Annotated in this window: 27 protein-coding genes; all 27 read right to left on the minus strand. The window is 28.9% G+C overall.

Annotated elements, in window-relative coordinates; genetic code table 11:
- Positions 1–4 precede the first annotated feature (4 nt).
- Positions 5–1,318: a flagellar protein export ATPase FliI gene (gene fliI, locus BN346_RS14100; RefSeq protein ID WP_040329446.1), complete on the minus strand. Its 1,314-nt coding sequence runs from the start codon at positions 1,316–1,318 to the stop codon at positions 5–7.
- A gap of 18 nt (positions 1,319–1,336) precedes the next feature.
- Positions 1,337–2,092, minus strand: coding sequence for a DivIVA domain-containing protein (locus BN346_RS14105; RefSeq protein ID WP_040329447.1), 756 nt, complete (start codon positions 2,090–2,092; stop codon positions 1,337–1,339).
- Positions 2,076–3,092, minus strand: a complete 1,017-nt coding sequence (fliG, locus tag BN346_RS14110; protein WP_040329449.1) for a flagellar motor switch protein FliG — start codon at positions 3,090–3,092, stop codon at positions 2,076–2,078. Before fliG ends, BN346_RS14105 begins: the two co-directional genes overlap by 17 nt.
- A gap of 6 nt (positions 3,093–3,098) precedes the next feature.
- Positions 3,099–4,673 carry a flagellar basal-body MS-ring/collar protein FliF gene (gene fliF / locus BN346_RS14115; protein ID WP_040329451.1) on the minus strand — a complete coding sequence of 525 codons (1,575 nt, stop codon included), beginning with the start codon at positions 4,671–4,673 and terminating at the stop codon, positions 3,099–3,101.
- A 15-nt stretch (positions 4,674–4,688) separates the two neighbouring features.
- A complete protein-coding gene (gene fliE / locus BN346_RS14120) occupies positions 4,689–5,009 on the minus strand; it encodes a flagellar hook-basal body complex protein FliE (protein ID WP_040329452.1) in 321 nt (106 codons plus the stop codon).
- A 10-nt stretch (positions 5,010–5,019) separates the two neighbouring features.
- Positions 5,020–5,451 (minus strand): flagellar basal body rod protein FlgC, encoded by a 432-nt coding sequence (flgC, locus tag BN346_RS14125; RefSeq protein ID WP_040329454.1) that lies wholly within the window; start codon positions 5,449–5,451, stop codon positions 5,020–5,022.
- A 4-nt stretch (positions 5,452–5,455) separates the two neighbouring features.
- Positions 5,456–5,842, minus strand: coding sequence for a flagellar basal body rod protein FlgB (flgB, locus tag BN346_RS14130; RefSeq protein WP_040329455.1), 387 nt, complete (start codon positions 5,840–5,842; stop codon positions 5,456–5,458).
- Between the two features lie 85 nt (positions 5,843–5,927).
- A complete protein-coding gene (locus tag BN346_RS14135) occupies positions 5,928–6,755 on the minus strand; it encodes a flagellin N-terminal helical domain-containing protein (protein WP_040329456.1) in 828 nt (275 codons plus the stop codon).
- Positions 6,756–7,373: 618 nt separating this feature from the next.
- Positions 7,374–7,724, minus strand: coding sequence for a flagellar protein FliT (fliT, locus tag BN346_RS14140; RefSeq protein ID WP_040329457.1), 351 nt, complete (start codon positions 7,722–7,724; stop codon positions 7,374–7,376).
- A 5-nt stretch (positions 7,725–7,729) separates the two neighbouring features.
- Positions 7,730–9,322, minus strand: a complete 1,593-nt coding sequence (gene fliD, locus BN346_RS14145) for a flagellar filament capping protein FliD (RefSeq protein WP_040329458.1) — start codon at positions 9,320–9,322, stop codon at positions 7,730–7,732.
- Positions 9,323–9,767: 445 nt separating this feature from the next.
- Positions 9,768–10,157 (minus strand): flagellar export chaperone FliS, encoded by a 390-nt coding sequence (fliS, locus tag BN346_RS14150; protein ID WP_040329459.1) that lies wholly within the window; start codon positions 10,155–10,157, stop codon positions 9,768–9,770.
- A gap of 17 nt (positions 10,158–10,174) precedes the next feature.
- Positions 10,175–10,570 carry a flagellar protein FlaG gene (locus BN346_RS14155; protein WP_040329461.1) on the minus strand — a complete coding sequence of 132 codons (396 nt, stop codon included), beginning with the start codon at positions 10,568–10,570 and terminating at the stop codon, positions 10,175–10,177.
- A gap of 17 nt (positions 10,571–10,587) precedes the next feature.
- Positions 10,588–10,803: a carbon storage regulator CsrA gene (gene csrA, locus BN346_RS14160; RefSeq protein ID WP_040329463.1), complete on the minus strand. Its 216-nt coding sequence runs from the start codon at positions 10,801–10,803 to the stop codon at positions 10,588–10,590.
- 2 nt (positions 10,804–10,805) lie between these two features.
- Entirely contained in the window at positions 10,806–11,234 is a 429-nt protein-coding gene (gene fliW, locus BN346_RS14165; protein ID WP_040329465.1) for a flagellar assembly protein FliW, read from the minus strand.
- A gap of 23 nt (positions 11,235–11,257) precedes the next feature.
- On the minus strand, positions 11,258–12,448 hold the full coding sequence (gene flgL, locus BN346_RS14170) for a flagellar hook-associated protein FlgL (RefSeq protein ID WP_040329466.1): 1,191 nt from the start codon (positions 12,446–12,448) through the stop codon (positions 11,258–11,260).
- A gap of 12 nt (positions 12,449–12,460) precedes the next feature.
- On the minus strand, positions 12,461–13,984 hold the full coding sequence (gene flgK / locus BN346_RS14175) for a flagellar hook-associated protein FlgK (RefSeq protein WP_040329467.1): 1,524 nt from the start codon (positions 13,982–13,984) through the stop codon (positions 12,461–12,463).
- Between the two features lie 12 nt (positions 13,985–13,996).
- Positions 13,997–14,413, minus strand: a complete 417-nt coding sequence (locus BN346_RS14180; protein ID WP_040329469.1) for a flagellar protein FlgN — start codon at positions 14,411–14,413, stop codon at positions 13,997–13,999.
- 8 nt (positions 14,414–14,421) lie between these two features.
- Complete coding sequence (flgM, locus tag BN346_RS14185; RefSeq protein ID WP_040329471.1) at positions 14,422–14,691, minus strand: flagellar biosynthesis anti-sigma factor FlgM; 270 nt, start codon at positions 14,689–14,691, stop codon at positions 14,422–14,424.
- Positions 14,692–15,445: 754 nt separating this feature from the next.
- Complete coding sequence (gene fliY, locus BN346_RS14190) at positions 15,446–16,612, minus strand: flagellar motor switch phosphatase FliY (RefSeq protein WP_040329472.1); 1,167 nt, start codon at positions 16,610–16,612, stop codon at positions 15,446–15,448.
- Positions 16,605–17,600 carry a flagellar motor switch protein FliM gene (fliM, locus tag BN346_RS14195; protein ID WP_040329474.1) on the minus strand — a complete coding sequence of 332 codons (996 nt, stop codon included), beginning with the start codon at positions 17,598–17,600 and terminating at the stop codon, positions 16,605–16,607. The genes fliY and fliM overlap by 8 nt, the downstream gene beginning before the upstream one ends.
- Before the next feature lie 31 nt (positions 17,601–17,631).
- A complete protein-coding gene (locus BN346_RS14200) occupies positions 17,632–18,030 on the minus strand; it encodes a chemotaxis protein CheW (RefSeq protein WP_040329476.1) in 399 nt (132 codons plus the stop codon).
- An 11-nt stretch (positions 18,031–18,041) separates the two neighbouring features.
- Positions 18,042–18,401, minus strand: coding sequence for a response regulator (locus BN346_RS14205; RefSeq protein WP_040329478.1), 360 nt, complete (start codon positions 18,399–18,401; stop codon positions 18,042–18,044).
- Entirely contained in the window at positions 18,394–19,008 is a 615-nt protein-coding gene (locus tag BN346_RS14210; protein WP_040329479.1) for a chemotaxis protein CheC, read from the minus strand. The genes BN346_RS14205 and BN346_RS14210 overlap by 8 nt, the downstream gene beginning before the upstream one ends.
- 14 nt (positions 19,009–19,022) lie before the next feature.
- The gene (locus BN346_RS14215) at positions 19,023–21,440 is read right to left on the minus strand and encodes a chemotaxis protein CheA (RefSeq protein ID WP_040329480.1); all 2,418 of its coding nucleotides are present in this window, start codon (positions 21,438–21,440) and stop codon (positions 19,023–19,025) included.
- Between the two features lie 11 nt (positions 21,441–21,451).
- Entirely contained in the window at positions 21,452–22,216 is a 765-nt protein-coding gene (locus tag BN346_RS14220; protein WP_040329482.1) for a CheR family methyltransferase, read from the minus strand.
- Positions 22,217–22,221: 5 nt separating this feature from the next.
- Positions 22,222–23,277 (minus strand): protein-glutamate methylesterase/protein-glutamine glutaminase, encoded by a 1,056-nt coding sequence (locus BN346_RS14225; protein WP_040329483.1) that lies wholly within the window; start codon positions 23,275–23,277, stop codon positions 22,222–22,224.
- Positions 23,278–23,307: 30 nt separating this feature from the next.
- Complete coding sequence (locus BN346_RS14230; protein WP_040329484.1) at positions 23,308–23,796, minus strand: chemotaxis protein CheD; 489 nt, start codon at positions 23,794–23,796, stop codon at positions 23,308–23,310.
- Positions 23,797–23,804: the final 8 nt, after the last annotated feature.

The raw sequence follows: 23,804 nt of genomic DNA on the forward strand, positions 1-23,804 counted from the left end.
TCTTTTATATATTTGTAAAAGTATTCTCTAAAAACTCTATACTTTCATTGAACTGAGATTTTTCACTTATACCTTGCTTTAAATAACTTATTATAAGTTCATTATATTTTATTGCTAAATCTACTTTTGCATTGCTTCCAGTTACATATGCACCTAAATTAATTAAATCCTCTGTATCTTTATAAGTTGCTAATAAATCTCTTGCATTAGATGCTGCCTTTTTATGATTAGTATCTGCAATTTCAGACATAAGTCTACTAACACTACTTAACACATCTATAGCCGGATAATGGTTTTTAGCCGCTAATGCTCTAGATAAAACTATATGTCCATCTAATATACCTCTAACCGCATCTGCAATTGGTTCATTAAAGTCATCCCCATCTACTAGTACTGTATAAAATGCTGTTATAGAGCCCTTGTCAGACATACCACTACGTTCTAGTAGTTTTGGAAGCATCGCAAATACAGAAGGTGTATATCCCTTTGTTGCTGGTGGCTCACCTATCGCAAGTCCAACTTCTCTTTGTGCCATTGCAAAACGTGTTACTGAATCCATCATTAATATTACTTTTTTACCTTTGTCTCTAAAATATTCTGCTATTGCCGTTGCTGTAAAAGCCCCTTTAAGCCTTACGAGTGCTGGTTGATCAGATGTTGCACAAACTACAACAGATTTTTTCAATCCTTCTTCGCCTAAATCCTTTTCTATAAAATCTAAAACCTCTCTACCTCTTTCTCCAATAAGACAAATTACATTTATTTCTGCTTTTGCTTCTCTAGCTATCATTCCAAGTGTTGTACTTTTTCCAACTCCACTACCAGCAAAAATACCGATTCTTTGCCCTTCTCCACAAGTTAAAAAGCCATCTATTGCTCTAATCCCTGTAGGTAGTACTTCTTTTATTCTTCTTCTTTTTAAAGGATCTGGCGGCATAGCTTCTAATGGATAATTAGTGTAATTTCTTATTTCTTCTTCATTTAATGGATTTCCAAGTCCATCTAATACTTTTCCTAAAAGATCATCACTACATTTTGCACTTAATAACTTTCCTGTAGGCACAACTTTACATCCTGGTGCAATTCCTTTTAGTTCTCCTAATGGCATAAGTATTACATTTTCACCTTTAAATCCTGTAACTTCTGTTCTTATAATTTCATTTACAGTATTATAAACTAAACAAACCTCACCAACAAAAGCTTTAATTCCTTTTACTTCTACAGTTAATCCTATAACATTGGCTACTATACCTTGACAATACACGTAGTTTGAATTTTGTATTTTTTCATTAATCTTCTTAAAATCTAAGGATAACAAATAATCACCACTTTATAATCATCTTTCCATTATTAATTCACTAAGCTTTTCAATAATATTATCTATACTTATATAACTTGTACCATTTTTCTTTTCAATAATTGCACTACCATCCTCTAATGAATTGTCCTCTACAATAAATATATCACCTTGGAATGCTAACTTACTAGCCATATTTTGCTTTTCACTCTCTAGACTTTCCTTATAGTTTTTATTACATCTTATTGTAAAATAATCTTCATTTTTTTCTTTTTCCATAACATCATATATCATGTTATTAAGTGCATCTTCATCTTTAACTTCTCTTTTTAAAGTTTCTTTGATACAGTTAATTATAAGATTTCTAAAATCTATTTCTTTTTCTTCTACATATTTTATATATTCTTTTTTTGCATCTTCTAATACATTCAATGCATTATCTATTATAGCTTGACCGTCTGCTTTGGATTTTTCATAACCTTCATTATATCCTACGCTATAACCTTTTTCATAACCTTCATTATACCCTTTTTCATAACCTTCTACTTTAGCTTGTTCTTCTAGATTTTTTGCATTTTCAGTAGCTTCTACTAAAATCATATTGCTTTTAACTTTAGCATTTTTTATAATATCATCTGCCATATTTTGAAAGCTTAAAAGCATATCATTTTGATTTTCTTCAGAATTTGAAGTTTCTTCAATATCTTCTAAATCTATTTTAACCTTCGTGGAAATTTCTTGCTTTCCCTCTGACATAACATAATCATTTTTTATTACATTATAAGATGATTGCATCTTCTCCACCTCTCGCTATTTGAATTTCTCCTGCATCTTCTAACCTTCTTATTATACCAACAATTTTTTGTTGTGCTTTTTCAACTTCAACAAGTCTTACTGGTCCTAAGAATTCCATATCTTCTTTTAAAGTTGCAGCCGCCCTCTTAGATTGATTCTTAAATATAGCTGTTGCCACTTCTTCTGAACAACCTTTAAGTGCAAGACATAATTCTTTATTGTCAACTTCACGTAAAATTCTTTGAATAACTGGGTCTCCAAGAGTAATAATATCTTCGAATACAAACATAGACTCTTTAACTTTTTCAGCAAGTTCTGCATCTTCATGTTCTAATGCTTCTGTTATATTCTTTTCTGTGCTTCTATCTACTTGGTTAAGTATATTAACAAGTGATGGAACACCTCCAACAACACTGTTTTCACTATTGTGAATTACATTTGAAAGTTTATCATTTAAAACACCTTCAATTTCTTTTATTACAACTGGATAAATTGTATTCATTGTTGCCACTCTATATGCAACCTCTGCTTGCAACTCCGCAGGAAGTTCTGACATTATTTGTCCAGCCTTATCTGCTTGAAGATAACAAAGTATCAATGCAATTGTCTGTGGATGTTCATTACATATAACATTCATAAGTTGACTTGCATCTGCTTTTCTTGCTATTGCAAAAGGTCTATATTGTTGTGTTGCTTCTGTAACCTTATCTAAAATTTCAGATGCCCTTTGAGTGCCTAATGCCTTGGCTAAAAGATTTCTAGCATATTCAAGTCCACCTTCTACTATATAATCTTTGGCTTTGTTCATTTCTAGAAATTCATCTAGTATAGCTTTTCTTTGACTTCCTGAAACAGTGCTCATATTTGCAATTTCGTAGGTTATTTTTTGAATATATTTTTCAGGTAATTTTTTTATAATACCTGAAGATGCCTCAGGTCCTAAGGTTATGAACAATATTGCAGCTTTTTCAACGCCACTAAGTTTTTCAACCTTTGCCATATATACCTATCTCCTTTCATCTTCAGCTATCCATGATTTAATGATATCTGCAACTTGCTCTGGTTTACTACTTGCATATTTTTTAACTTCACTTGCAACATGTTCATTTTCACTATCTGCTTCTAAATTTAAATCTTCAAATATATCTTTTGCTTGTGGTTTATCTCCAATTATTATGTCAAAGTTTGAATCTTCATCTTCATCAAATTCATCCTCTTCTTCCACCGCTCTAGATTTCTTTATTGCACGAAGTACTATCATTAGTATTATAAATGCTGCTGCTCCTGCAACTATCATAGATATTAATTTTTTTCTTTTTGCTGCTTCTTCAGCTTTTTTCATTTCTTCTAATTCTTTTTCTGCTTGCTCTTTTTCCGTATTATCAAACTCTAAAGATTCTACAGTAACTGCATCACCACGTTTAGTGTCTAAACTTATAGCTTCACTTACTAAACTTCTTATAGAATTTTTAGTTTGATTATCAATTGCTCCATCAACTACTACCGCTGCAGTTACTTTTTCTACTGCACCTGGCGCCTTAATAATTGTTTCTTCCTTTTTAGATAACTCATAGTTTGTAGTATTTTCTTTATGAGTTGTACCATTAGTAGCAGTTTCATTTTCTTGAGTTTCATTCATATTATTATCTACAGGACTTCCTGAAGTATTCTCTGCACTTCCTTCTGTCGTTGTAATATCATGTTTACTCACTACTGTTCCTTCTGGTTCATACTTTAAAGTATTTTGTTCTATTGCATCAAAGTTTAATGCTGTATTAACTGAAACCTTAACTTTATCTTTATATATAGGTTCTAATACATTCATTATTTTATCTTTGTATTCTTCTTCTATCTGTTTTTTAATTGCTAACTGCTTATCACTTGAATTATTGGAAGTACTATTTCCTTTTTCATCATATAATCCCTCAGTTAAAAGTTTAAAATTATCAGATACAACTGATATATTTTCTTTTGGTAAATTTTCTACACTTCCAGATATTAAAGAAACTATTGCTCTTACTTGATCTTCACTAAGTTCTTTTCCCTTTTTCATTAAAAGAGTAACCGATGCTGATGATGGTGTTGGTGTGGTAATAAAAGCTGATTTATCTGGTATAACTAAATTTACTTTTGCACTTTCTACTTCCTCGAAAGCTTTAATAGTTCTTTCTAATTCTCCCGATAATGCTCTTTGGTACATAATCTTTGCTTCTCTATCTGTTGAAGCTGTTGAATTTTTTTCATCAAAAAGTTCAAAGCCATTGCTTCCTTCTTTTAAAGAAACCTCTGATAATACTTCCATTCTAAGCTTATCTACATCTTTTTGTTCCACTAAAATAGAATCTCCTTCTATTTTATATTTTGCACCTTTCTCATCTAATTTTCCTATAATTGCCCCTGAATCTTCTGTTGTCATCTTTGAAAACAACACCGTATACTTAGGCTTAAGAGCAACTACTGCTATAGTAATTATACTTATTAAGGCAACGGAGGTTATTATGGCTAGAGCTATCTTTTTAGCCTTGCTCATTTCTTTTAATTTTTCTTTTTGCTTATTTAAGCCATCAGATAGCTTACTCATTGTATACACTCCTCACTATACTTGCATTTTGTTAAACTCTTCATAAGCATTTATAATCTTATTCCTTACTTGAACAGCAAGTTCTAGCGATAACCTTGCTTCTTCAGTTGCAACTAAAGCGTCATGTAAGTCAGTGTCTCCTTGTATAAATCCCATAGTTTTACTTTCTGCAGTTATTTGCGATTCATTTACATCTTTCAATGCAGATTTTAAAGTTTCTGAAAAGTTGCTTTTATTAACTTTTTGACTTTCGTTTTCTTGATTCACATTTAAAGTGTTCTTTATACCATTAGTAAAAACACTTCTATCTGGTACAAAATTATTAATAATCTCCATATACTCCTCCTTATCTTCCTATTTCTAATGTCTTAGATATCATACTTTTTTGAGTGTTCAATGCTGTTATATTACCTTCATAGGCTCTTGACGCAGCAATTAAATCTACTGTTTCATTTAAAATATTAACATTTGGCCTTGTAACATACCCTTGTTCATCTGCATCAGGATGAGTTGGATCATACACTCTTTTTAATGGCGATTCATCTTCTTGAATTCCAACAGCTTTAATTCCTAAAGGCCTCGCTTCTACTTTTCCTGTAGACTTATTAATTTCATTATCTAAGTTTTCTTGAAATACAGCTATCTTTCTTACATATGGTTTTCCATCTTTACCTCTAGTGGTGTTTGCATTTACTATATTAGATGTTATAGTATCCATTCTTAAACGTTCTGCTGAAAGACCACTAGCACTTATTCTCATTCCTCTAAATGCTTCCATTTATTTAATTCCCTCCTTTTATAACTGAGCTACGCATATTAAACCTTGAGTTAGCTTCTTTAACAAGAGCATCATACATTAAACTATTAGATGCAGCACTAGTCATTTCACTTTCTATGTCTACATTATTTCCATCTTCTCTCATACTTGAAGCCTTGTCTCTTTTTACTTCTATATCAGTAGATGAAATTCCTAAATGCTTTGAATTTGTTTTTCTCATTAAATCCTTTGATGTTTCATTTTGAAGCGCTTCATCAAAGTTAACATACTGTCTCTTATAGTTTTTTGTATTAACATTACTAATGTTGTTATTTATAACTTTTCCACTTAAGGTTGTTACATCCATACCTCTTTTTATAAGGTTATATGTAGCACTATCTATAACACTCATCAAAATCCCCCTTTCCAAAATATTATAATATGAATTTAATTCATATTAATTTTAATACTATAAGTAATAATTTACAACAAAGAATTTACTTTTTCCCTATATTTTGAATAGCACTTAAGACATCTTGTGGCAATTTGTTAGATTGTGCCATTAAAGATATTCCTGCATTTACAAGTACAGTTTTACTTGTAAGTTCTACCATTTCTTCTGCAATATCTGCACCTGTTAACTTACTTTCTGCATTTTGTATTTTTAGCGAGTTTTCTTCAACTATATTTACATTACTATCTAGTCTATTTGCTATAGCACCTAATTTACTTCTATAACTAGTATTTGTATTTATAGACTTTTCAATCATTTCAAGTGAAGCATCTATATCTTCTGGTTTTTCAACCTTTAAATTTTCAATTTTTATTCCCAATCCCCTTGACGTAAAATCAAACATATTAATTTCAGTAGTTTCTCCTACCTCACTACCTATTTGAGCTTTAATTTTTTCAGCTCCTGTCATAATTTTCTTTCCATTAAATTCTGTAGAATTAGCTATATCATTTATTGACTCAGAAATCATGTCTAATTCTTGTTGTATAATTGCTTTATCTTCTGGTGAAGCAGTTCCACCAGCTTGTACCACAAGTTCTTTCATTCTTACCAATGATTGTGATATATTATTTGCTGCTCCATCTACTGTTTCAAGCATACTAATTGTATCTTGAGTGTTTCTAGATGCCATTTGAAGTGATCTCATTTGGATTTTCATATGTTCACTAGATGCAAGTTTATTAGGATCATCTTTTGCTGTAGCAACTTTAAGTCCTGAATGTATTCTATTCATAGCATTGCTTTGTTTATTTAAATTCTTACAGTATTCCGTATACACATTTAAGGATGGTATGTTTTGATTTAATCTCATTTAATATCATCTCCATATTTATTATTTAGTAACATTTTCTATATTATTTTTAAAATCTATATAAAAATTTGCACATTTTTACTTTTTTTGTATTTTGTTTTTATATATTTATAACTTAATTCTATCTTTTATAAAGTATCATTTCAACATTTTTAAAAACTTAACAATTAGTTAACATTTCCTATTTTCACTATTAAAATTTACCAATTATTTTATACATATTCTTTTAGAATACAGTTCATAAAAAAATTATATCTGTCCCTTTTTCATCATTTTTCTACATAATATACTATATATGATATTGGAATTTGACCTATTATGTCAATAGAATTTATATGTAATTTTTGCCATAAACCTTTACTATTTATGCCATAAACCTTTACTATTTATGCCATAAACCTTTACTATTTATGCCATAAACCTTTACTATTTATGCCATAAAAAAATCTGCAATAGATGTCTATGCAGATTTTTTTATTTACAAACATTGTATTACAAATTTCCTTTTCATTAAAAAACATCTTATTTAATAATTATAATACAAATTTCACTTTGCTTCACCGATTTTTTCGATTTATTATGATTTCTTCATGTTTTATTCATAATAGTGAAATTTTTTTATGCTCTTTCATAAAACAATCTAAAAGTAGAATAAAATTCTTGGTTATACATACTATTAGCACTTTTACCTAATGATAACTCTTTCATTTTACTTTTCAACTCATTTCTTCTTGAATTGAAAAGTTCATTTATTTTAAGTTCATCATCTAATAAATTTAACTTTTTTACACATTCTTTTATATCTTCTTTATTATAACTTTGCAATTTATTTATTATAAATTGTCGCTTAGTTACTAAGTCATCTATATTAGAATAATCTGCCTCATCAATATTTTTAGATAAAATTTCTATAATACTTTCACTTAAGTTACTATAATCTTCTAAAAGCTTTACTAAATCATTACTCATTCTTTTTAACCCATCATCTGAGTAAGATAACCTAATTGTGAATTTAACTTATTCATAACTGTTTCTAAATTTGAAAACTTTTTATAATAATTAGTTTCCATTGTAGACATCTTTTTGATTTGTGTATCTATTAATTCTTGTTTTTCCCTAATCTTTTTAGTAAGTATGTTATTTGTAACAGTAGTTGTTCCCTCATAACCAGCTTTTTCTACTAAAAGACCTCTTCTCTTTGCATCTTTACCATTTACCCTTACATTATTAGTACTTGTATAATTTTTTAAAGTCTCATCTAATCTATTCATTCCATTTTTGAATGTGTCCATAGTTTTTTCTGGATCTTCATTAAGCTTCTTTAAAAACTTTTCTTCATCAAACTCTAACTTTCCACCATCATTATAAGAAGTAGTTGTACTTATACCTATACTAAATAATGTATCTCCTGATTTTCCAAACATAGAAGTTCTTAAATCACTTAGCATATTGTTTAGATAGTTATCACCTTTTAATATACCCTGCTTAGCCTTTGCTTCCCACTTAGCAATTTGATCATCAGTCATATCCTTCTTCTCTGCATCTGTAAGTGGTTTATAACTATAATTTCTCTTCTCTGTGTTTAACTTATTAACCTTATCTACAAGCTTATTATAATCCTCAACAAAAGACTTAATCTTCTTAACTGCCTCATCATTGCTTTTAGAAACTGTAATGGTTACTGTATCATCTTTTGACATTCCATTAATATCAAAATTTATACCATCAAGTGAAAATTTATTATTTGACTGATCAAACCCTCCTGATTGTCCATTTGGCAATGTAATTGTACCTGTTGCATTACTTCCATTAACTTTTCCAGAACTTTTAATATTCATCTTTTCAAATACATCTACCGCACTTATACCTTTATAGGTTACTTCTATTTCTTTACCATCCTTGTCTTTTTCTATTATTTTTACATCACTACTATCACTTGATATACCTAATGTTACGTTTTTACCAGCGCTCTTTGTAGATATCTCAAAGCTTTTAGAAATCTCACTATACTCTAATTTAACCTCACCATTAGTTTCTTTTGAAATTTCACTAGCTAATTCTTTAATTGTCATATCAGATTTAATTTTTATATTAATAGTTTTTGATTCAACTTTTCCATCCTTATCAGGAATTTCTACTTCCATTTTCATAACTTGAGTATCTGTAATAGCAATTCCTAAATCTTCAAGTTTTGTCTTACCCATATTTATATCTTTAATTTCAGACCCACTAATCTTTGCATTACTAGCTAAACTTTTAACTTCTATTTTATAAGCTCCTTCTTTAGCATCTGCACTTGCTGTCATGTTTAGTAATGGGTTGCTTGATGTAACTTTTGTTGTTGTTAATGATGAAGAACCTAATAAGTAGTTATCTTTATTTAATACATCAAAGTATTTACTCATAAGGCTATTTGTTTCTTTTATTATGTCTCTATATATCTCTTGTTGCCACTGAACTATTTCTTGATCTTTCTTCATATTATCTATCTTAGTTTGTTGTGGTTTAAGCATTTCTTTTATAGTAGCATCTGTATCCATTCCAGTAGCTAATCCTGTTAATCTCATTTGTACCACCATCCTTTAATATTCTCTGTAGAGCTATTTTAGTTTAATTTCTTTATTAAATGATAATTATAGAGTTCTTTCTATTTTTACATTTTGAACAAAGTAACAGTTAACAATTAACAATGATGGTGAATATCCCGGGGATTAAAATCCCCGCTACAATGTTTTATTTGCACCTCAAATAAAATCAACATAATATTTATCCATAAAAAAGTTTATTGTGGATAATAAATTCCCCCTTATAATACCTCTACTAATAATAGGTTTAATATTAAATATCACTATTACTTCGAAGATTTTTTTAAGATGAAATTTTTATATAGTCTTTAAATAATTTACTTTGCAAATTATTATAAAAATTCATTCAAAAAGAACTTATACTTCAGTTTTATCCTTCATTGTTCATCGTTAATTGTTAATTATTCATATTTGATTTTAATTTGTTTTATTTTTGTTTTGAGCTTATTTTGTGAGCTTCATACCACATGTTTCTAATGTCTTCTATTAGTGGTATTACTTCATCCATTATAGCTACATCACATTTTATGTTAGCTTCCATTAGTCTTGAGTTTATAAACTCATATACACCAGCTAATCCATCTATCCATTCTAAGTTTGTACTTCTATCTAGAGATATTATAAGCTCATAAAAAATATCTTGAGTTTTAACTAGATTTTCATGTCTTTTTTTAACATCTCCATCTATTATAGCTTGTTTACCTATTTTAGAGTATTTAACAGCTCCATCTAAAAGCATCAATAATAATTGCTCTTTGGATGCATAATTTACACTGTTGTTTTTATAAGCATTATATCCATTGATATAGTTGTTCACTTTTTACTCCACCTCTTCTATGCTTTTTCATCTACGATAACTCCTGCAATTTCACACAATGATGCTATCATATCTAATATTTTTTTAGGCGGTATTTCCTTTATAGTTTCCTTAGTTTCTTTGTCTATTATTTTCACTATAAAAGTATTTTTAAAAACTTTATGTCGCTCATATTCTATATATGATTTGTCATTATTAAAAACTTTATTAAGTTCATCTACCGCCTTTTTTATATCCTCTTCTCTATACTCATCCTTTGAACTCTCAAAACCCTCATTTTTACTTTCACTTGTTTTCCCAATAACTTTACCAGAAAATTCCTCAATATTTTCTGTAGAAACATTTTTTATAGAAGGGCTATAGCCTAAATCTACTTCCTTGTTGATTTTAGGTTGTATTGCTTTAACTTCCATAAACTTTCACCTCACTATTATTTTTTTAATTTAGGTAAAATGAAAGTATTGCTTGAAACTGCATTTTTATTTTCTATAGTTACCTCTTCCTTCAATTCCCTTCTTAGGATTGTAACATCTTTCGGTGCATTTATAGATAACTTTACTGAGCCATTGTCTAACTTTACTACAGTAACTTCAATATCTTCCCCTATAAGTATAGATTCACCTTTTTTTCTGCTTACAACTAACATAATTAATTCTCCTTAAATATTTGTTCTTTTACTAGGTAATCCTTATTATCTACTATTATTTGTTTTCCTATGTTTTTACATACATTAATAATTATAGGAGCTTTTAAATTAGTTGTTATTTTCTTTAAATCTGAATTTAACGTCACCGTTGTATAAACCATAACATCACTTTCATTTTCAATTTGCAAGCTTTTTAGAATGTTCTCATTTAATTCAAATTCATAATCATTTCTTATTAAAAATGGAGACATAAGTACTAAACCAACACCTTCATCTTCTATAGAATGAATAATTTTAAAATCTTCATTATCTTTTAAAGAAAATATTATATATCTTTTTAAATTTTCAAATCCTAAAATTCCACTTTCAAAACTTATAACATCATCTTCATTATAATCTATAACTCCATGATATTTTGTATTAAGCTTCATAACTTATTCTCCTTAATCTATCTTTATCTTACATAGTCTAAAAGACTATTTTGTAATATTCTAGCTGAAGATTGAAGTGATGCCATATAAATAGTTTGTACTGTAGCCATCTCCATACTTTTTTCTACCCAATCTATATCTTCATTGTGTGATAATATTTCCTTTAAATTTGTATTTTGAGATTTATTTATAGTTTCAGCACCTTCCATTCTATTTTGAAGAGTACCAACCTTTGAACGAACACTTAAAACATTGCTAATAGCACTATCAATCTTTGACAAATATTCACCTGTAACATTAGATGCATCACCTGATTCTAATGAATTGGTAATATCACTTAATAATTTTCCTAGTTCACCTGTTTCTTTTGATTTAATCACTTCAATTTTATTATCTATTTTAATTTCTGGACTAATATATGTTCCATCTTCTTTTTGCAATTTTCCATTGCTTTTATCTACTTTTAAAACAGTTCCATCATGACCCTTTAAATTTCCTTCGCTATCTACACTAATAGGTTTACCATCATATAAAACATTATTATTTGCATTATCTATTAAATTAGACGTTGTAGAATTTATCCTTAGTGTATTTCCATTCTTGTCCAATTTTATTATACTTCCACCTGTTCCATCAGGAAGCTTTTCCTTTAAAACTTCATGTTGAAAATTTAAAATTTCATCTGCATTTATACTATAATCAATTACGACACCTTGAGATATTTCAACTTTTAATGTATCACCTTGATCCTTTGCTACAATTTCACCTTTATCATTTACTGATGAGGGTTTCTCTCCTTTTGTTCCACCAAATATATATTTACCATCAAAAGAAGTATTTAAAATTTGTGATATTTCATTTGTTTTTTCACTTATCTCATCTTTTATAGATTTTAATTCATCTTCTCCATAAGAACCATTTCCTGCGGAAACCATAAGTTCTCTTATTCTTGTCAATGCATTTCCTAAGCTGTTCATTGCCGTATCTGTTGTATCTAGCCAATTCACAGTATGTGAAATATTTGTATTGTATTGCTCATTAGAATATATCTCACTATACATTTGCATAGAACGAGCAGCTTTATATGGAGAATCTGATGGTTTACTAAATTCTTTTCCAGTATTTAATTGCTTTTGTCTATTACTCATGTTATTTAAATTTACATTCATATCACCTAAAAAAGTGTTTGTCATCATACTTGTAGTTATTCTCATGCTATCACCTCACTATTTTTTTAGTCCATTTATTACTACATCTAATAATTCATCAACTGTTGAAATCATCTTAGCATTTGCTTGATATGCATGTTGGAATTGAATTAAATTTATAGTTTCTTCATCTTGTGAAACTCCTGATACAGAACTTCTTCTCTCTAATAAGCTCCTTAGTAATATGGTTTGATTTTCAATTTCTTTTTTAGCCTTTTGAGTTATAACTCCTAAACCATTCATACTACTTTTAAAATATCCCTCTGTAGTAGCCCCTTTTTTATCTCCCTCAAAAGTATTAATAATCTTTTTATCTGTACTTGTTCCAAATTTATTTGCTGCTTTAAATTCATTATAATTCATAACAGTATTGTCATCTTTTAGAATGGAGAACTTTATGTTCCTTAATTGAGCTATTGCTAAAGCCCTTTTACCATCTGCTACATCATCTTCAGTTGCAGTATTTACATTTGCTGGATTTTTAAGTAAAGCATCATTTACAACTATATTGGCAGCCGTTACATCTTTACCATCAGTTGTTACAAAAAAATCACCTTTATTAGCTCCACCTTCACTATGTATAGCATTTACTGAATATGCTAACATTTTTGCCAAGTTATCTAATTCTGCTTTATTAGCATTTATTGTATCTTCTACACTCTGAAGCCCTTTTATAGTACCTCCATCTGGCTCAAAATCTATACCAGCACCTATTTTTTTGCCGTCCTTATCCACTTCCACAAATTGAAACTTACCTTGCTCATCATCTTTATCTTTTACATACTCTAAATGATATTTTTTATCTTTATCTGTATCTTGTATTAAATTAGGCCCTCCACCAAGTGGCTTAATTTCTATTCCATTTAAATTTCCATCAGCTTTTACATCAATTCCAAATTTAGTACTTAGTTCATCTAATAGTAAATCTCTACTATCTAACAAGTCATTTGGGTTATTTCCCATCAATGTAACTTTTTTTATTTGCTCATTTACTTCATTTAACTGATCTAATATTGTGTTAACTTGAGTTACTACATCTTTTTTCTCATCTTCTAAATTTGAAAAAGCCCCATCAATTTGCTTACTTGTATGATTTAAAAATTCTGTAAGTTGTTTTCCTGTTTGAACAACTACTTGTTTTGCTTCTAATTTTTCTGGATTTAATGATAATGTTTGCCATGCATCAAAATACTCTGACAAAAGTTTAGATATTCCACTATCACTTGGTTCATTATATATGCCTTCAAGTTTAGATAGATATTTTTCTTTTGCTGTTGAGCTTGCAAGATTGCTTGTCTCTCTTCTAACTTGATGATCTAAAAATATGTCTCGTGTCCTTTCTATTGCTACAACATTAACACCAGTTCCAATTTGTCCTGGTCCTGTAAGTGTTATTGGTCTTGCAGTTTTAAGCACAACGTGTTGTCTTGAATAACCTGGTGTTGCTTGATTTGCTATATTATGTGATGTTGTATTTAACGCTGATTGTTGTGCAAACATTCCAAGTTTCGATACGTGCATTGTTCCAAATAATCCTGACATTTTTACACCTCTTTATCTTCTTACCTTTCCATATGAATTGTAAGTATTGCTATATGCTTTTTCTTGTGGTTTCATCATATTTATCATTGAATTAGTATATACAAGAGCTTGCTTTAAAAGCAAGCTATTTGTATCTTTTTGCATTGTTGCAATTTCTAAACTCATTATGCAATCATCATAGCATTTTTCTAATTCTTTATCTTTAATTTCACTTATAACTTCTGTAATTTTTTTATCCTTGCAAAGTTTCCTTCTTTGCATTTCTATTATTGCAATATTTTTATTAGCTTCTTCAATTTCATCTATAATTGATTCTAATGCAAATGCTTTTTCATTAACTATTAATTCATGTTGCTTTTCTAGTAATGTTATCATTTCATCTATAACTTGCTTTTCTTTTATTAAAATTTCTTTTAATTCTACAACCATTAATAATATTATCTTCCTTTCATAGCTTCAATCATTTTTTCTGCAACTAATTTGCTATCAATTTTATAAGTTCCATTATTAATTTGATTTTTTATTTTTTCAACCTTTGCCTCAGAATTTCCCTCTACCGTATCTAGTGACATATTGTTTAATTTCTTTCCTATATTAGAAATTTCACAACTGTCTTTCATAGGATTTTGTTTTGATATATTCCTACTTTTATTTATATTATTATATGGATTTATCATCATTCTATTAGATACATTATTTACTTTCATACCACACTCTCTCCTACCTTACTTTAATATTTTTAAAATATAATATAAGAATTTGTAAACTTTCCTTACTATAATATAATAACATTACTTATGAAAATTTTGCTAAAAAATCTAAATATTATATTTCCACACACCTCTTATTCTAATTAATATATCGTTTCTATTTTTTAAAAGTTTATAGAAAAAACATACAGAAAAAAAAGATTTAATTTTTAAGACTACTTAATCTTATTGTATAAATTATATGCATATTTTATATTTATTAATCATATAGGGTTCCAAGTTCAAATTCAAAGCAATCTCTTTATCAAATGATAATTATAGGCTTAGAAGTTATTTGCATAATTGCATTTTAAACTAATCACCAATTATAGAACTTCCCGGGGATTAAAATCACCGCTACAATATTTTATTTGTACTTCAAATAAAATTAATATAATACTTATCCATAAAAAGTTCATTTTGTAGAATAAATTCCCCATTATAATATTCTTACTAATCATAGTTTTAATAGTAACTCTAACTATTAATTGGAATATTTTTCAATATATGTTTTAACTAATTTGCTTAGCAACTTATTATATAAATTGATTAAAAAAACTGAGACTTCAGTTTTATCCTTCATTGTTAATTTGTGATTTTTGTATAACACTTTAAATTGCTCTTTATCAATATGAATAAGAATAATTGTATCTTCCAGCTAGTTCCTTATATAATATTTTCATAAAAAAAGAAGCATTAAAATGCTCCTTTTTTATCTTCCCAAACTCTTAATTCTCTCTTCACCACTTACTATACCAGTAATTTTTATGCCAAAATTTTCGTCAACAACGACAACTTCTCCATAAGCTATTTTCTTGCCATTTACTAGTACATCTACCGGTTCTTCTGCTAAAGAATCTAACTCAATTAGCGACCCTGCACTTAAATCTAAAATATCTCTAATATTTTTTCTTGTTCTACCAAGTACTACCGAAACTTCTAACGGAACATCCATTATTAAATCTATGTTATGAGGTAAATTCATAGTTTGTTTTGGTTGCAACTGTGAAAAACTTGCCTCTTTAACTTGAACTGGTTCCACTCTATCTTCTATTGGTTTAGGCTCATACTGATAATCATAATTACTGTTCGAAACTTGTGATTCTATACTTCTTGCTGGTTCAGTTTTTGACTCCTCATAAGTAGTTTGTGCTACTTGTGCCTTTGGAGCTTCCTCCACAGGTGCTTGAGGTTCTGAATCTTCTGTCCCCATCATTATAGAAACTATTTTTTGAGCAGTAACTAATGGTAAAACCTGCATTATATTACTATCAACCAACTCATCTATATTCATTCTGAAAGAAATAAATGCTACATCTTCATCATCATTTATTTCTTCCGATATTGGTATAGTTTTCTCTTCACATATACTTGAAACTGGAGGAGATATGTTTACTTCTCTTCTAAACATAGTTGCCATAGAAGTTGCTGAGGAACCAATCATTTGATTCATCGCTTCTGAAACTGCACTAATTTCAATTTCTGAAAGTTCTAGACTTCCCTCAACTTTTCCATCTCCGCCCATCATCAAATTGGCAATTACAGCTGCATCACTTATTTTCATAATAAGTAGATTTCCGCCTACTATACCACTAGTATATTGAACATCTAAAACAACATTAGGTGTTTCAAAACTATCCTTTACTTTTTTTAATGAACTTACTTGTATTGTTGGTGTAGTTATGTTAACTTTTCTTCCAATAATAGTAGAAAGCGCTGTAGCCGCTGATCCCATTGAAATATTTCCAACTTCACCAAGAAGATCTTTTTCTATATCACTAAAAACTTCTCTATCTTCACTTATTTCCTCTGTAGAAGATGAATCTCCACCATTTAAAAGAGAATCTATTTCTTCTTGAGATAGAAATTCGTTATTCATACTTATTCACATCCTCACCTATAAATTCTAATACTTGAACTGCTCTATGCTTTCCACTTAATCCTGGTTTAGCCATGTACGTTAATTGTTTTTCTACATAAACTTCTACTGAATCATCTATAGCACTATTAAGCTTTATAACATCTCCTACATTTAACATTAAAAAATCTTCTACTGTAATTTCAGCTCTACCTATAACAGATGATACTTCTACATTAATTGAATCTAAATTCTTTCTTACTTTAGTTTTAGATTCTCTATTAACATCCTCATCTTCATCACTAAACCAATATCTTGTAACTAATTTATCTAATACTTTTTCTATACTTAAATATGGAATACATATATTCATAAGCATAGATGTATTAAGCATTTCAACAGTAAATGTTATAAGTGCAACTGGTTCATTAGGTGCTAATGTTTGATTTAACGCTGGATTTGTTTCTATATCATTTATCTCTGGTTCAACATCTAATATATCTTCCCATGCAAGTTTTAAATTAGAAATTAACCCAGCATTTAAAACCTTTATAAGATTTTTTTCTATTTCTGTAAGTTCTTTTAATTTAGGCTTCTTATAACCTGAACCTCCTGCTAAAACATCATACATTCTAAGAACAAACTCTGCATTTGTTTCAAGTAATATATCCCCACTTAATGGTGGCATTTTAAAAAGTGTAAGCACTGTCGGATTAGGTACAGAGTGTATGAACTCTTCATAAGTTATTTGCTGAACACTCTCTACCCTAACCTTTATATTACTTCTAAGCTGTGCAGTTAAATAATTAGAAATTATTCTACTGTAATTATCATGAACAAGCTCCAAAGTTCTTATATGATCTTTAGTAAACTTTTGAGGCCTTCTGAAATCGTAAGGCTTAGCCTTTACTTTTTCTTCTTTGGTTTCTAATGATTCTGCCTCTAAGTCCCCAGAAGATAAAGCAAGCAAAAGAGCATCTATTTCGCTTTGAGACAATACTTCTGACATTACTCTACCTCATTCCTATATACGTAGATTTTTATATATTAATTTTATCAAAGTCTAATAAAGTTATAATTCTATCTTTTAAGTTTATTACCCCTTTGATAAATATCTTTTCCTTTTCTCCTAAAGCTCTTTCTACGGAACTATCTTCTATGTCTAAAACTTCATCTACAGAATCAACAGTTATGCCAACTGATTCATCTTCTAAGTTTAAGATTATAATGTTTTGTTCCTCTGCATAACTAGGATTCATATCCAATATTAAATTGATATCTAATATTGTTATTATTATTCCTCTTAAATTTATAAGTCCTTTTATATGGCTTGGAGCTTTGGGTACCATTGTAATATTAGTCATATCACTTATGCTTTGAACTTTGCTAGTTTCAACAGCAAATTGTTCATCCCCAATCTTAAATACAACAACTTGCATCACAATTCCCCCTATCCAATTACTTTATTTATAGCTTCTAAAACCCTATCTGCTTGGAACGGCTTAACTATAAAATCTTTTGCACCTGCCTTTATGGCATCCATTACCATGCTTTGTTGACCCATCGCACTACACATTATTATTTTAGCTGCTGGATCAAAAGCTTTGATAGCTTTAACTGCTTCAATACCATCCATATCAGGCATTGTTATATCCATAGTAACTACATCTGGTTTTTCTGCTTTATAAATTTCAACTGCTTTAATACCGTTAGGTGCTTCTCCCACAACTGTAAATCCATTCTTTTCTAATATATCCTTTATCATCATTCTCATAAACGTTGCATCATCAACTATTAATACTTTAGCCATTTAAATTTCCCTCCATTATTCCTAAAGATTTTAGTATTTTTTCTAGTGAACCAGGCATCGGAACATAATAAAAATGCCCATTCAAAGTTTCATTTTCTTGAACAAATTCCGTTTCAATATCTAAAACATAATCTCCATACTGTCCAGCTTCCATAAACGTTGTAGTTAAAATTGCACATATCATGTCTGATGCTATTGCTGGAACAGACAATGATAGTTGTAAATTGGTAAGCGATGCTATTGCATTTATATACGTACCTGAGATTATATTTCCTATTTCACCTAAAACTGAAATTCCAAGTTCATTTATTTCATCATTATAACTTCCACAAAGACTACCAACTATATTTATTAGAGATTGTTCTTCTATTATGAAAAGCATATTTCCAGGAGCTTCACCTAAAACTCTTGTAACAACTGCATAAACACAACTTTCACAATCACTTTCAAATAATTCTTCGTATCTAATTAGATTAACCTTAGGAAAAGTTATATCGATTTTTTTATTTAAAAGTTTAGATAGTGCTGTTGCTGAATTTCCTATTCCAATATTTCCGACTTCTCTTAGAGCATCTAACTCAATATCACTAAATTTGCTATATTCCAAGTCTTAACACCTCCTTATATTAAGGCTGCAACATCCAATATTAGTGTTACTAGTCCATCTCCTAAGATTGTAGCTCCTATATATTCATCAGTATTCTTTAATGTTTTTCCAAAAGATTTAATAACTATCTCTTGTTGTCCTAATAGAGAATCTACAAGTAATCCAACTTCTTTTTCTCCAATTTTAGCTATCACTACATATTTTTTTCCATGATTTACTTCTTCTAAACCTAATTTTTCATTTACTCTTATAAGGTTAATTATATTATCGTTATATATAATTACTTCTTTATTATTAGTCTTCTTAGTCATTTCATCTTTATATTCTATAACTCTATCTATATATCCTAAAGATATAGCCATAGTTTCTGTTCCAACCTTTACTAGTAAAGCTTGGATAATTTGTAATGTTAGTGGAAGTCTAATTATAAAGCTAGTTCCTTTACCTTCTTCACTTATAGCTTCTACCGATCCACCTAGTGTAGAAATTTTTGTTTTTACAACATCCATTCCTACGCCTCTACCAGAAACGTCTGTAACTACTTCGTTAGTACTAAAACCTTGACTAAATATTAAATTTTTAATATCACTTTCAGTCATTCCTTCAGTATTTATACCTACTCTTTCAGCTTTAGCTCTAATTTTATCTACTTTTAGTCCAGCACCATCATCTTCAACTTTTATTACTGCTTTAGTACCTTCTGAATACGCAATAAGTTTTATCTTACCACGAGGATCTTTTCCTTGTTTAATTCTTTCTTCTGGACTTTCAATTCCATGATCTGCAGCATTTCTTAATAAGTGGATTAATGGTTCACCTATTTCTTCTATTACGGTTCTATCAAGCTCTGTATCTTGTCCTTGTATTTCAAAATCAAATTCTTTTCCAAGTTCTATAGATAAATCTCTTATCATTCTTGGGAATCTATTGAATACAGTATCTAAAGATAACATTCTAATCTTCATTACTAAGTCTTGTAAATCAGATGTACTTCTAGCCACTTGTTCCAAAGTTTCATTTAGTTCAGGTATTTTATGATTTGAACTTATTTGTTCTAATCTTGTTCTATGAATAACTAGCTCAGAAACCATATTCATAAATTTATCAAGTCTCTCTAAATCAACTCTAACAGATTGTCCAACAGTTCTTCCCTTTGGATGTTTTTCTGAACCATTTTTCTCATTTGCTTTTTTCTTTTCAGTTTTTGGTTTTTCACTAGAATTCTTTTTTATTTCTTTAGGTTTTATCTCTTCTTTTTTTACTTCTTTATTATTAGCATTTTCTTTAATTTTGTTTTCTTTTGGCTTACTACTTGCAGATTTTTCATCTATTTCTGTTACCGATACTAAGCTAATTTCTGAAATTGACTTAATTGCATTTTCAATTTCTTCAGAACTTTTTTGAGTTAAATAAACAAAATTTATATCTAAATCAAAATTTTCATTTTCCAAATCTTCAAGTACTGGATTAGATTTTAAAATCTCTCCATATTCTTCTAGTTTTTGCATTATAATGAATACTCTAGCTGACTTTAATAAAGTTCCTTCATCTAGTTCTATATTTATATTATAAGGATTATATCCGTTCTGTCTAGCTTGTTTTATAACATCTAAGTCATATTCATTTAAATTGCAATTTTGAGATACTAGATTTGCTCTACTTTTAGCTATTTCAAAAACATCTACATTTTTAACTTCTGAAATATCTTCCAGTGATTTTTGTATCTTTTCTTTACATTCTTTAGTTACATATGCAAAATTTATATCTAAATCAAAATTTTCATTTTCTAAATCTTCTAAAGTAGGATAAGCTTTTATTATCTCTCCATATTCTTCTAATTTTTGTACTATTATAAATGTTCTAGCTGACTTTAATATAGTACCCTCATCTAATTTGATATGAATATTAAATGCATTAAACCCACTATCTTCAGCTTGTTTTATAACATTTAAATCATATTCGTTAAAATTAACAACATTCTCTTCTAATGCATTATTTTCAATTTCTTCATCTTCAACAAATTCTTTAGTGTCAGATTCCTCTTCTGATACTTCACTTTGTGAAATTCCTTCTAAGTGTTCTACTATTTCTGATACATCCATATCTAACTCATCACCATCTGAAATAGTATTAACCATATTTTCTAAGGTATCCAAGCATTTAAATAATACTGTTACAACTTTTGGAGTAACACTAAGTTCTCCTTCTCTAAATTTAGATAATACATCTTCCATTTTATGAGTAAGTTCTGCCATAGTGCTATAACCCATAGTTGCAGCCATGCCTTTAATAGTGTGAGCCACCCTAAATATTTGATCTAATATTTCTTTATCATTTGGCTCTTGTTCTAAAATAAGGAGACTTTCATTTAAAGTTTGAAGATTATCCATTGACTCTTCTAAAAACATTGAAAGGTATTGAGACGTATCCATATTATTCCTCCTTAAAGCTTCCTATAAATAAAAGTAGATACTTTTTCAAAGTTAAATGCTTTGTAATTATATATACTCTCTGTAGCACCTACAAAAAGTATCCCTCCTTTTTTTAAGGACTTGCTAAATTTTTCATATATTTTGTCTTTTACATCTTGATTGAAATATATAACTACATTTCTACAAACTATTATATCAAAATTATTTTCATAGTTATCTAAAATTAAATCATGTTTTTTAAAAGTTATATTCTTTTTTAATTTATTATCTATATTGTACACTCCACCATCATTTGCAAAATATTTTTTAAGCAATTGTTGTGGCACAGTTTTTATTTCTAAAGAATTATATTGACCCTTTTTAGCTTTATTTAGTATGGTATTATCTAAATCAGTAGCTAAAATTTTATGATTTACACCTGGTGACATTTCATCTAATATCATTGCTAAAGTATATGGTTCAGCTCCTATGGAACAAGCAGCACTCCAAATTTTTAAAGGAGTATTATATTGAAAATCACTCTTTATAACATCTTTAAATTCATTAAATATCTCAGGATTTCTAAAAAACTCTGTAACATTTATAGTTAAGTAATCTATAAATTTTTCTCTTTGGCCTAAATCACTTTTTAGTAGCTTTATATACTCATCAATTGTACTTACTCCAACTCTTGTCATTAAACTTTGAATTCTTCTATGCAATTGATTTGATTTATATGCTGTTAAATCTATTCCTATTTCTTTTTTTACCCATGCCTCTAACGGTTTAAAATCCATTACTCTTATTCAACTCCTCTAACTATCTTAGCTATTCTACTTGAAATATGGTGTAATGGCAGTACTTCATCTACTTTGTTTGTTTCAAATGCAGCTTTCGGCATTCCATATATTACGCATGTAGATTCATCTTCTGATATTGTATAGCCACCTTTATTCTTAATTTCAATAGTTCCATTAGAACCATCTCTTCCCATTCCTGTTAATACCACACTTAAAAGTCCATTTCCATATACTTTTGCACATGAAATAAATAAATTATCTACTGCTGGCTTTACTCCACAAACAGGAGCACTGTCAACAAGTTTAATACTATTTCTTTCAACTTCCATATGGTATCCTGCTTTAGCTACATAAACAACATTTTTTTCAATATGCATGCCATGTTCTGCTTCCACAACCTTTAACCCACTTGATCTATCTAATCTTTCAGCAAATGCTTTAGTAAATCCTACTGGCATATGTTGAACGACAAATACCGGAACATCAAGATTTTTAGGTAATGCTGTAATAACAGTGTATAACGCTTTAGGTCCTCCAGTAGAAGCCCCAATTGCAACTGCACTTATTTTACTAATCCTTTTAACTTCACTTCTTTTTGTTCTCTCTACAAACGAAGGTTTTGTTCTATTTTTCATTGCAAATGAACTTTTTAATGTTTTTTTTCCATTTCTAATTTTATCTATTAAATCTTCTTTTACTATATCTATGTCTAGTGATATAGATCCTGAAGGCTTACATACAAAATCAAAAGCACCTAATTGAAGACAATCCATAGTGATTTCCGCACCATCTTTTGTTAATGAACTAAGCATAATGACTTTTGAATCTACTCTTTTTTCTTTTAACTTCTTAAGTGTAGTAATCCCATCCATTATAGGCATTTCAATATCTAATGTTATAATATCTGCATTTACTTCATCTAGTTTTTTTAAAAGATCTTGTCCATTTCTAGCAGTTGCTACAACTTCCATATCACTTTCTGAATTTATCATGTCAGATATTATTTTTCTCATAAGTGCGGAATCATCAACAACTATAACTTTCAACTTAGTATTCATAAAGCATCACTCTCCATAAAAAATTATAGTTTAAATTTCTTTAATGCCTAGCCCAATAGTTTTAATCTGTAACATACCATTTACAGTACTTAATGTAATTGTCCTACCTTTATTTCCACCTACATCTTCTGCTTCTATAGATATATTGTTCTGTTTTAAAACTTCTCTTACGGCTTTTATATTTCTTTCTCCTACATCCATATTCATGCTTTTATCTGAAAAACTAAACATAGATGCTCCACCAGCAATTTTAGCTTTTATTAAGCTTTTATTTGCTCCTGCTTGTGTCATTTTCTTTATAAGAATAGGTATTGCTAAATCAGCAAATTTTAGTTCATTTGTCACTTTTGTAAACTTAGTACTGTCTGGTAGCATTATATGTGCAAGTCCACCTATTTTAGTACGTTTATCAAATAAAGCTATCCCAATACAAGAACCAAGTCCAATAGTCATTAACGTGTCTGGATCTTTTGCTATATTTAAATCGCCTATACCAATTTTTATATTTTTACATTCCATATTTTCAC

The organism is Clostridium ihumii AP5 (assembly GCF_000612845.1).
GTDB classification, from domain to species: domain Bacteria; phylum Bacillota; class Clostridia; order Clostridiales; family Clostridiaceae; genus Clostridium_J; species Clostridium_J ihumii.

Coding starts and splice junctions, on each gene's coding strand:
- BN346_RS14105 (WP_040329447.1), bottom strand. CDS start 2,092: ATGCAATCATCTTATAATGTAATAAAAAATGATTATGTTATGTCAGAG.
- fliG (WP_040329449.1), bottom strand. CDS start 3,092: ATGGCAAAGGTTGAAAAACTTAGTGGCGTTGAAAAAGCTGCAATATTG.
- fliF (WP_040329451.1), bottom strand. CDS start 4,673: ATGAGTAAGCTATCTGATGGCTTAAATAAGCAAAAAGAAAAATTAAAA.
- fliE (WP_040329452.1), bottom strand. CDS start 5,009: ATGGAGATTATTAATAATTTTGTACCAGATAGAAGTGTTTTTACTAAT.
- flgC (WP_040329454.1), bottom strand. CDS start 5,451: ATGGAAGCATTTAGAGGAATGAGAATAAGTGCTAGTGGTCTTTCAGCA.
- flgB (WP_040329455.1), bottom strand. CDS start 5,842: ATGAGTGTTATAGATAGTGCTACATATAACCTTATAAAAAGAGGTATG.
- BN346_RS14135 (WP_040329456.1), bottom strand. CDS start 6,755: ATGAGATTAAATCAAAACATACCATCCTTAAATGTGTATACGGAATAC.
- fliT (WP_040329457.1), bottom strand. CDS start 7,724: ATGAGTAATGATTTAGTAAAGCTTTTAGAAGATTATAGTAACTTAAGT.
- fliD (WP_040329458.1), bottom strand. CDS start 9,322: ATGAGATTAACAGGATTAGCTACTGGAATGGATACAGATGCTACTATA.
- BN346_RS14155 (WP_040329461.1), bottom strand. CDS start 10,570: ATGGAAGTTAAAGCAATACAACCTAAAATCAACAAGGAAGTAGATTTA.
- csrA (WP_040329463.1), bottom strand. CDS start 10,803: ATGTTAGTTGTAAGCAGAAAAAAAGGTGAATCTATACTTATAGGGGAA.
- fliW (WP_040329465.1), bottom strand. CDS start 11,234: ATGAAGCTTAATACAAAATATCATGGAGTTATAGATTATAATGAAGAT.
- flgL (WP_040329466.1), bottom strand. CDS start 12,448: ATGAGAATAACTACAAGTATGATGACAAACACTTTTTTAGGTGATATG.
- flgK (WP_040329467.1), bottom strand. CDS start 13,984: ATGTCAGGATTATTTGGAACAATGCACGTATCGAAACTTGGAATGTTT.
- BN346_RS14180 (WP_040329469.1), bottom strand. CDS start 14,413: ATGGTTGTAGAATTAAAAGAAATTTTAATAAAAGAAAAGCAAGTTATA.
- flgM (WP_040329471.1), bottom strand. CDS start 14,691: ATGAAAGTAAATAATGTATCTAATAGAATGATGATAAATCCATATAAT.
- fliY (WP_040329472.1), bottom strand. CDS start 16,612: ATGAATAACGAATTTCTATCTCAAGAAGAAATAGATTCTCTTTTAAAT.
- fliM (WP_040329474.1), bottom strand. CDS start 17,600: ATGTCAGAAGTATTGTCTCAAAGCGAAATAGATGCTCTTTTGCTTGCT.
- BN346_RS14200 (WP_040329476.1), bottom strand. CDS start 18,030: ATGCAAGTTGTTGTATTTAAGATTGGGGATGAACAATTTGCTGTTGAA.
- BN346_RS14205 (WP_040329478.1), bottom strand. CDS start 18,401: ATGGCTAAAGTATTAATAGTTGATGATGCAACGTTTATGAGAATGATG.
- BN346_RS14215 (WP_040329480.1), bottom strand. CDS start 21,440: ATGGATACGTCTCAATACCTTTCAATGTTTTTAGAAGAGTCAATGGAT.
- BN346_RS14220 (WP_040329482.1), bottom strand. CDS start 22,216: ATGGATTTTAAACCGTTAGAGGCATGGGTAAAAAAAGAAATAGGAATA.
- BN346_RS14225 (WP_040329483.1), bottom strand. CDS start 23,277: ATGAATACTAAGTTGAAAGTTATAGTTGTTGATGATTCCGCACTTATG.
- BN346_RS14230 (WP_040329484.1), bottom strand. CDS start 23,796: ATGGAATGTAAAAATATAAAAATTGGTATAGGCGATTTAAATATAGCA.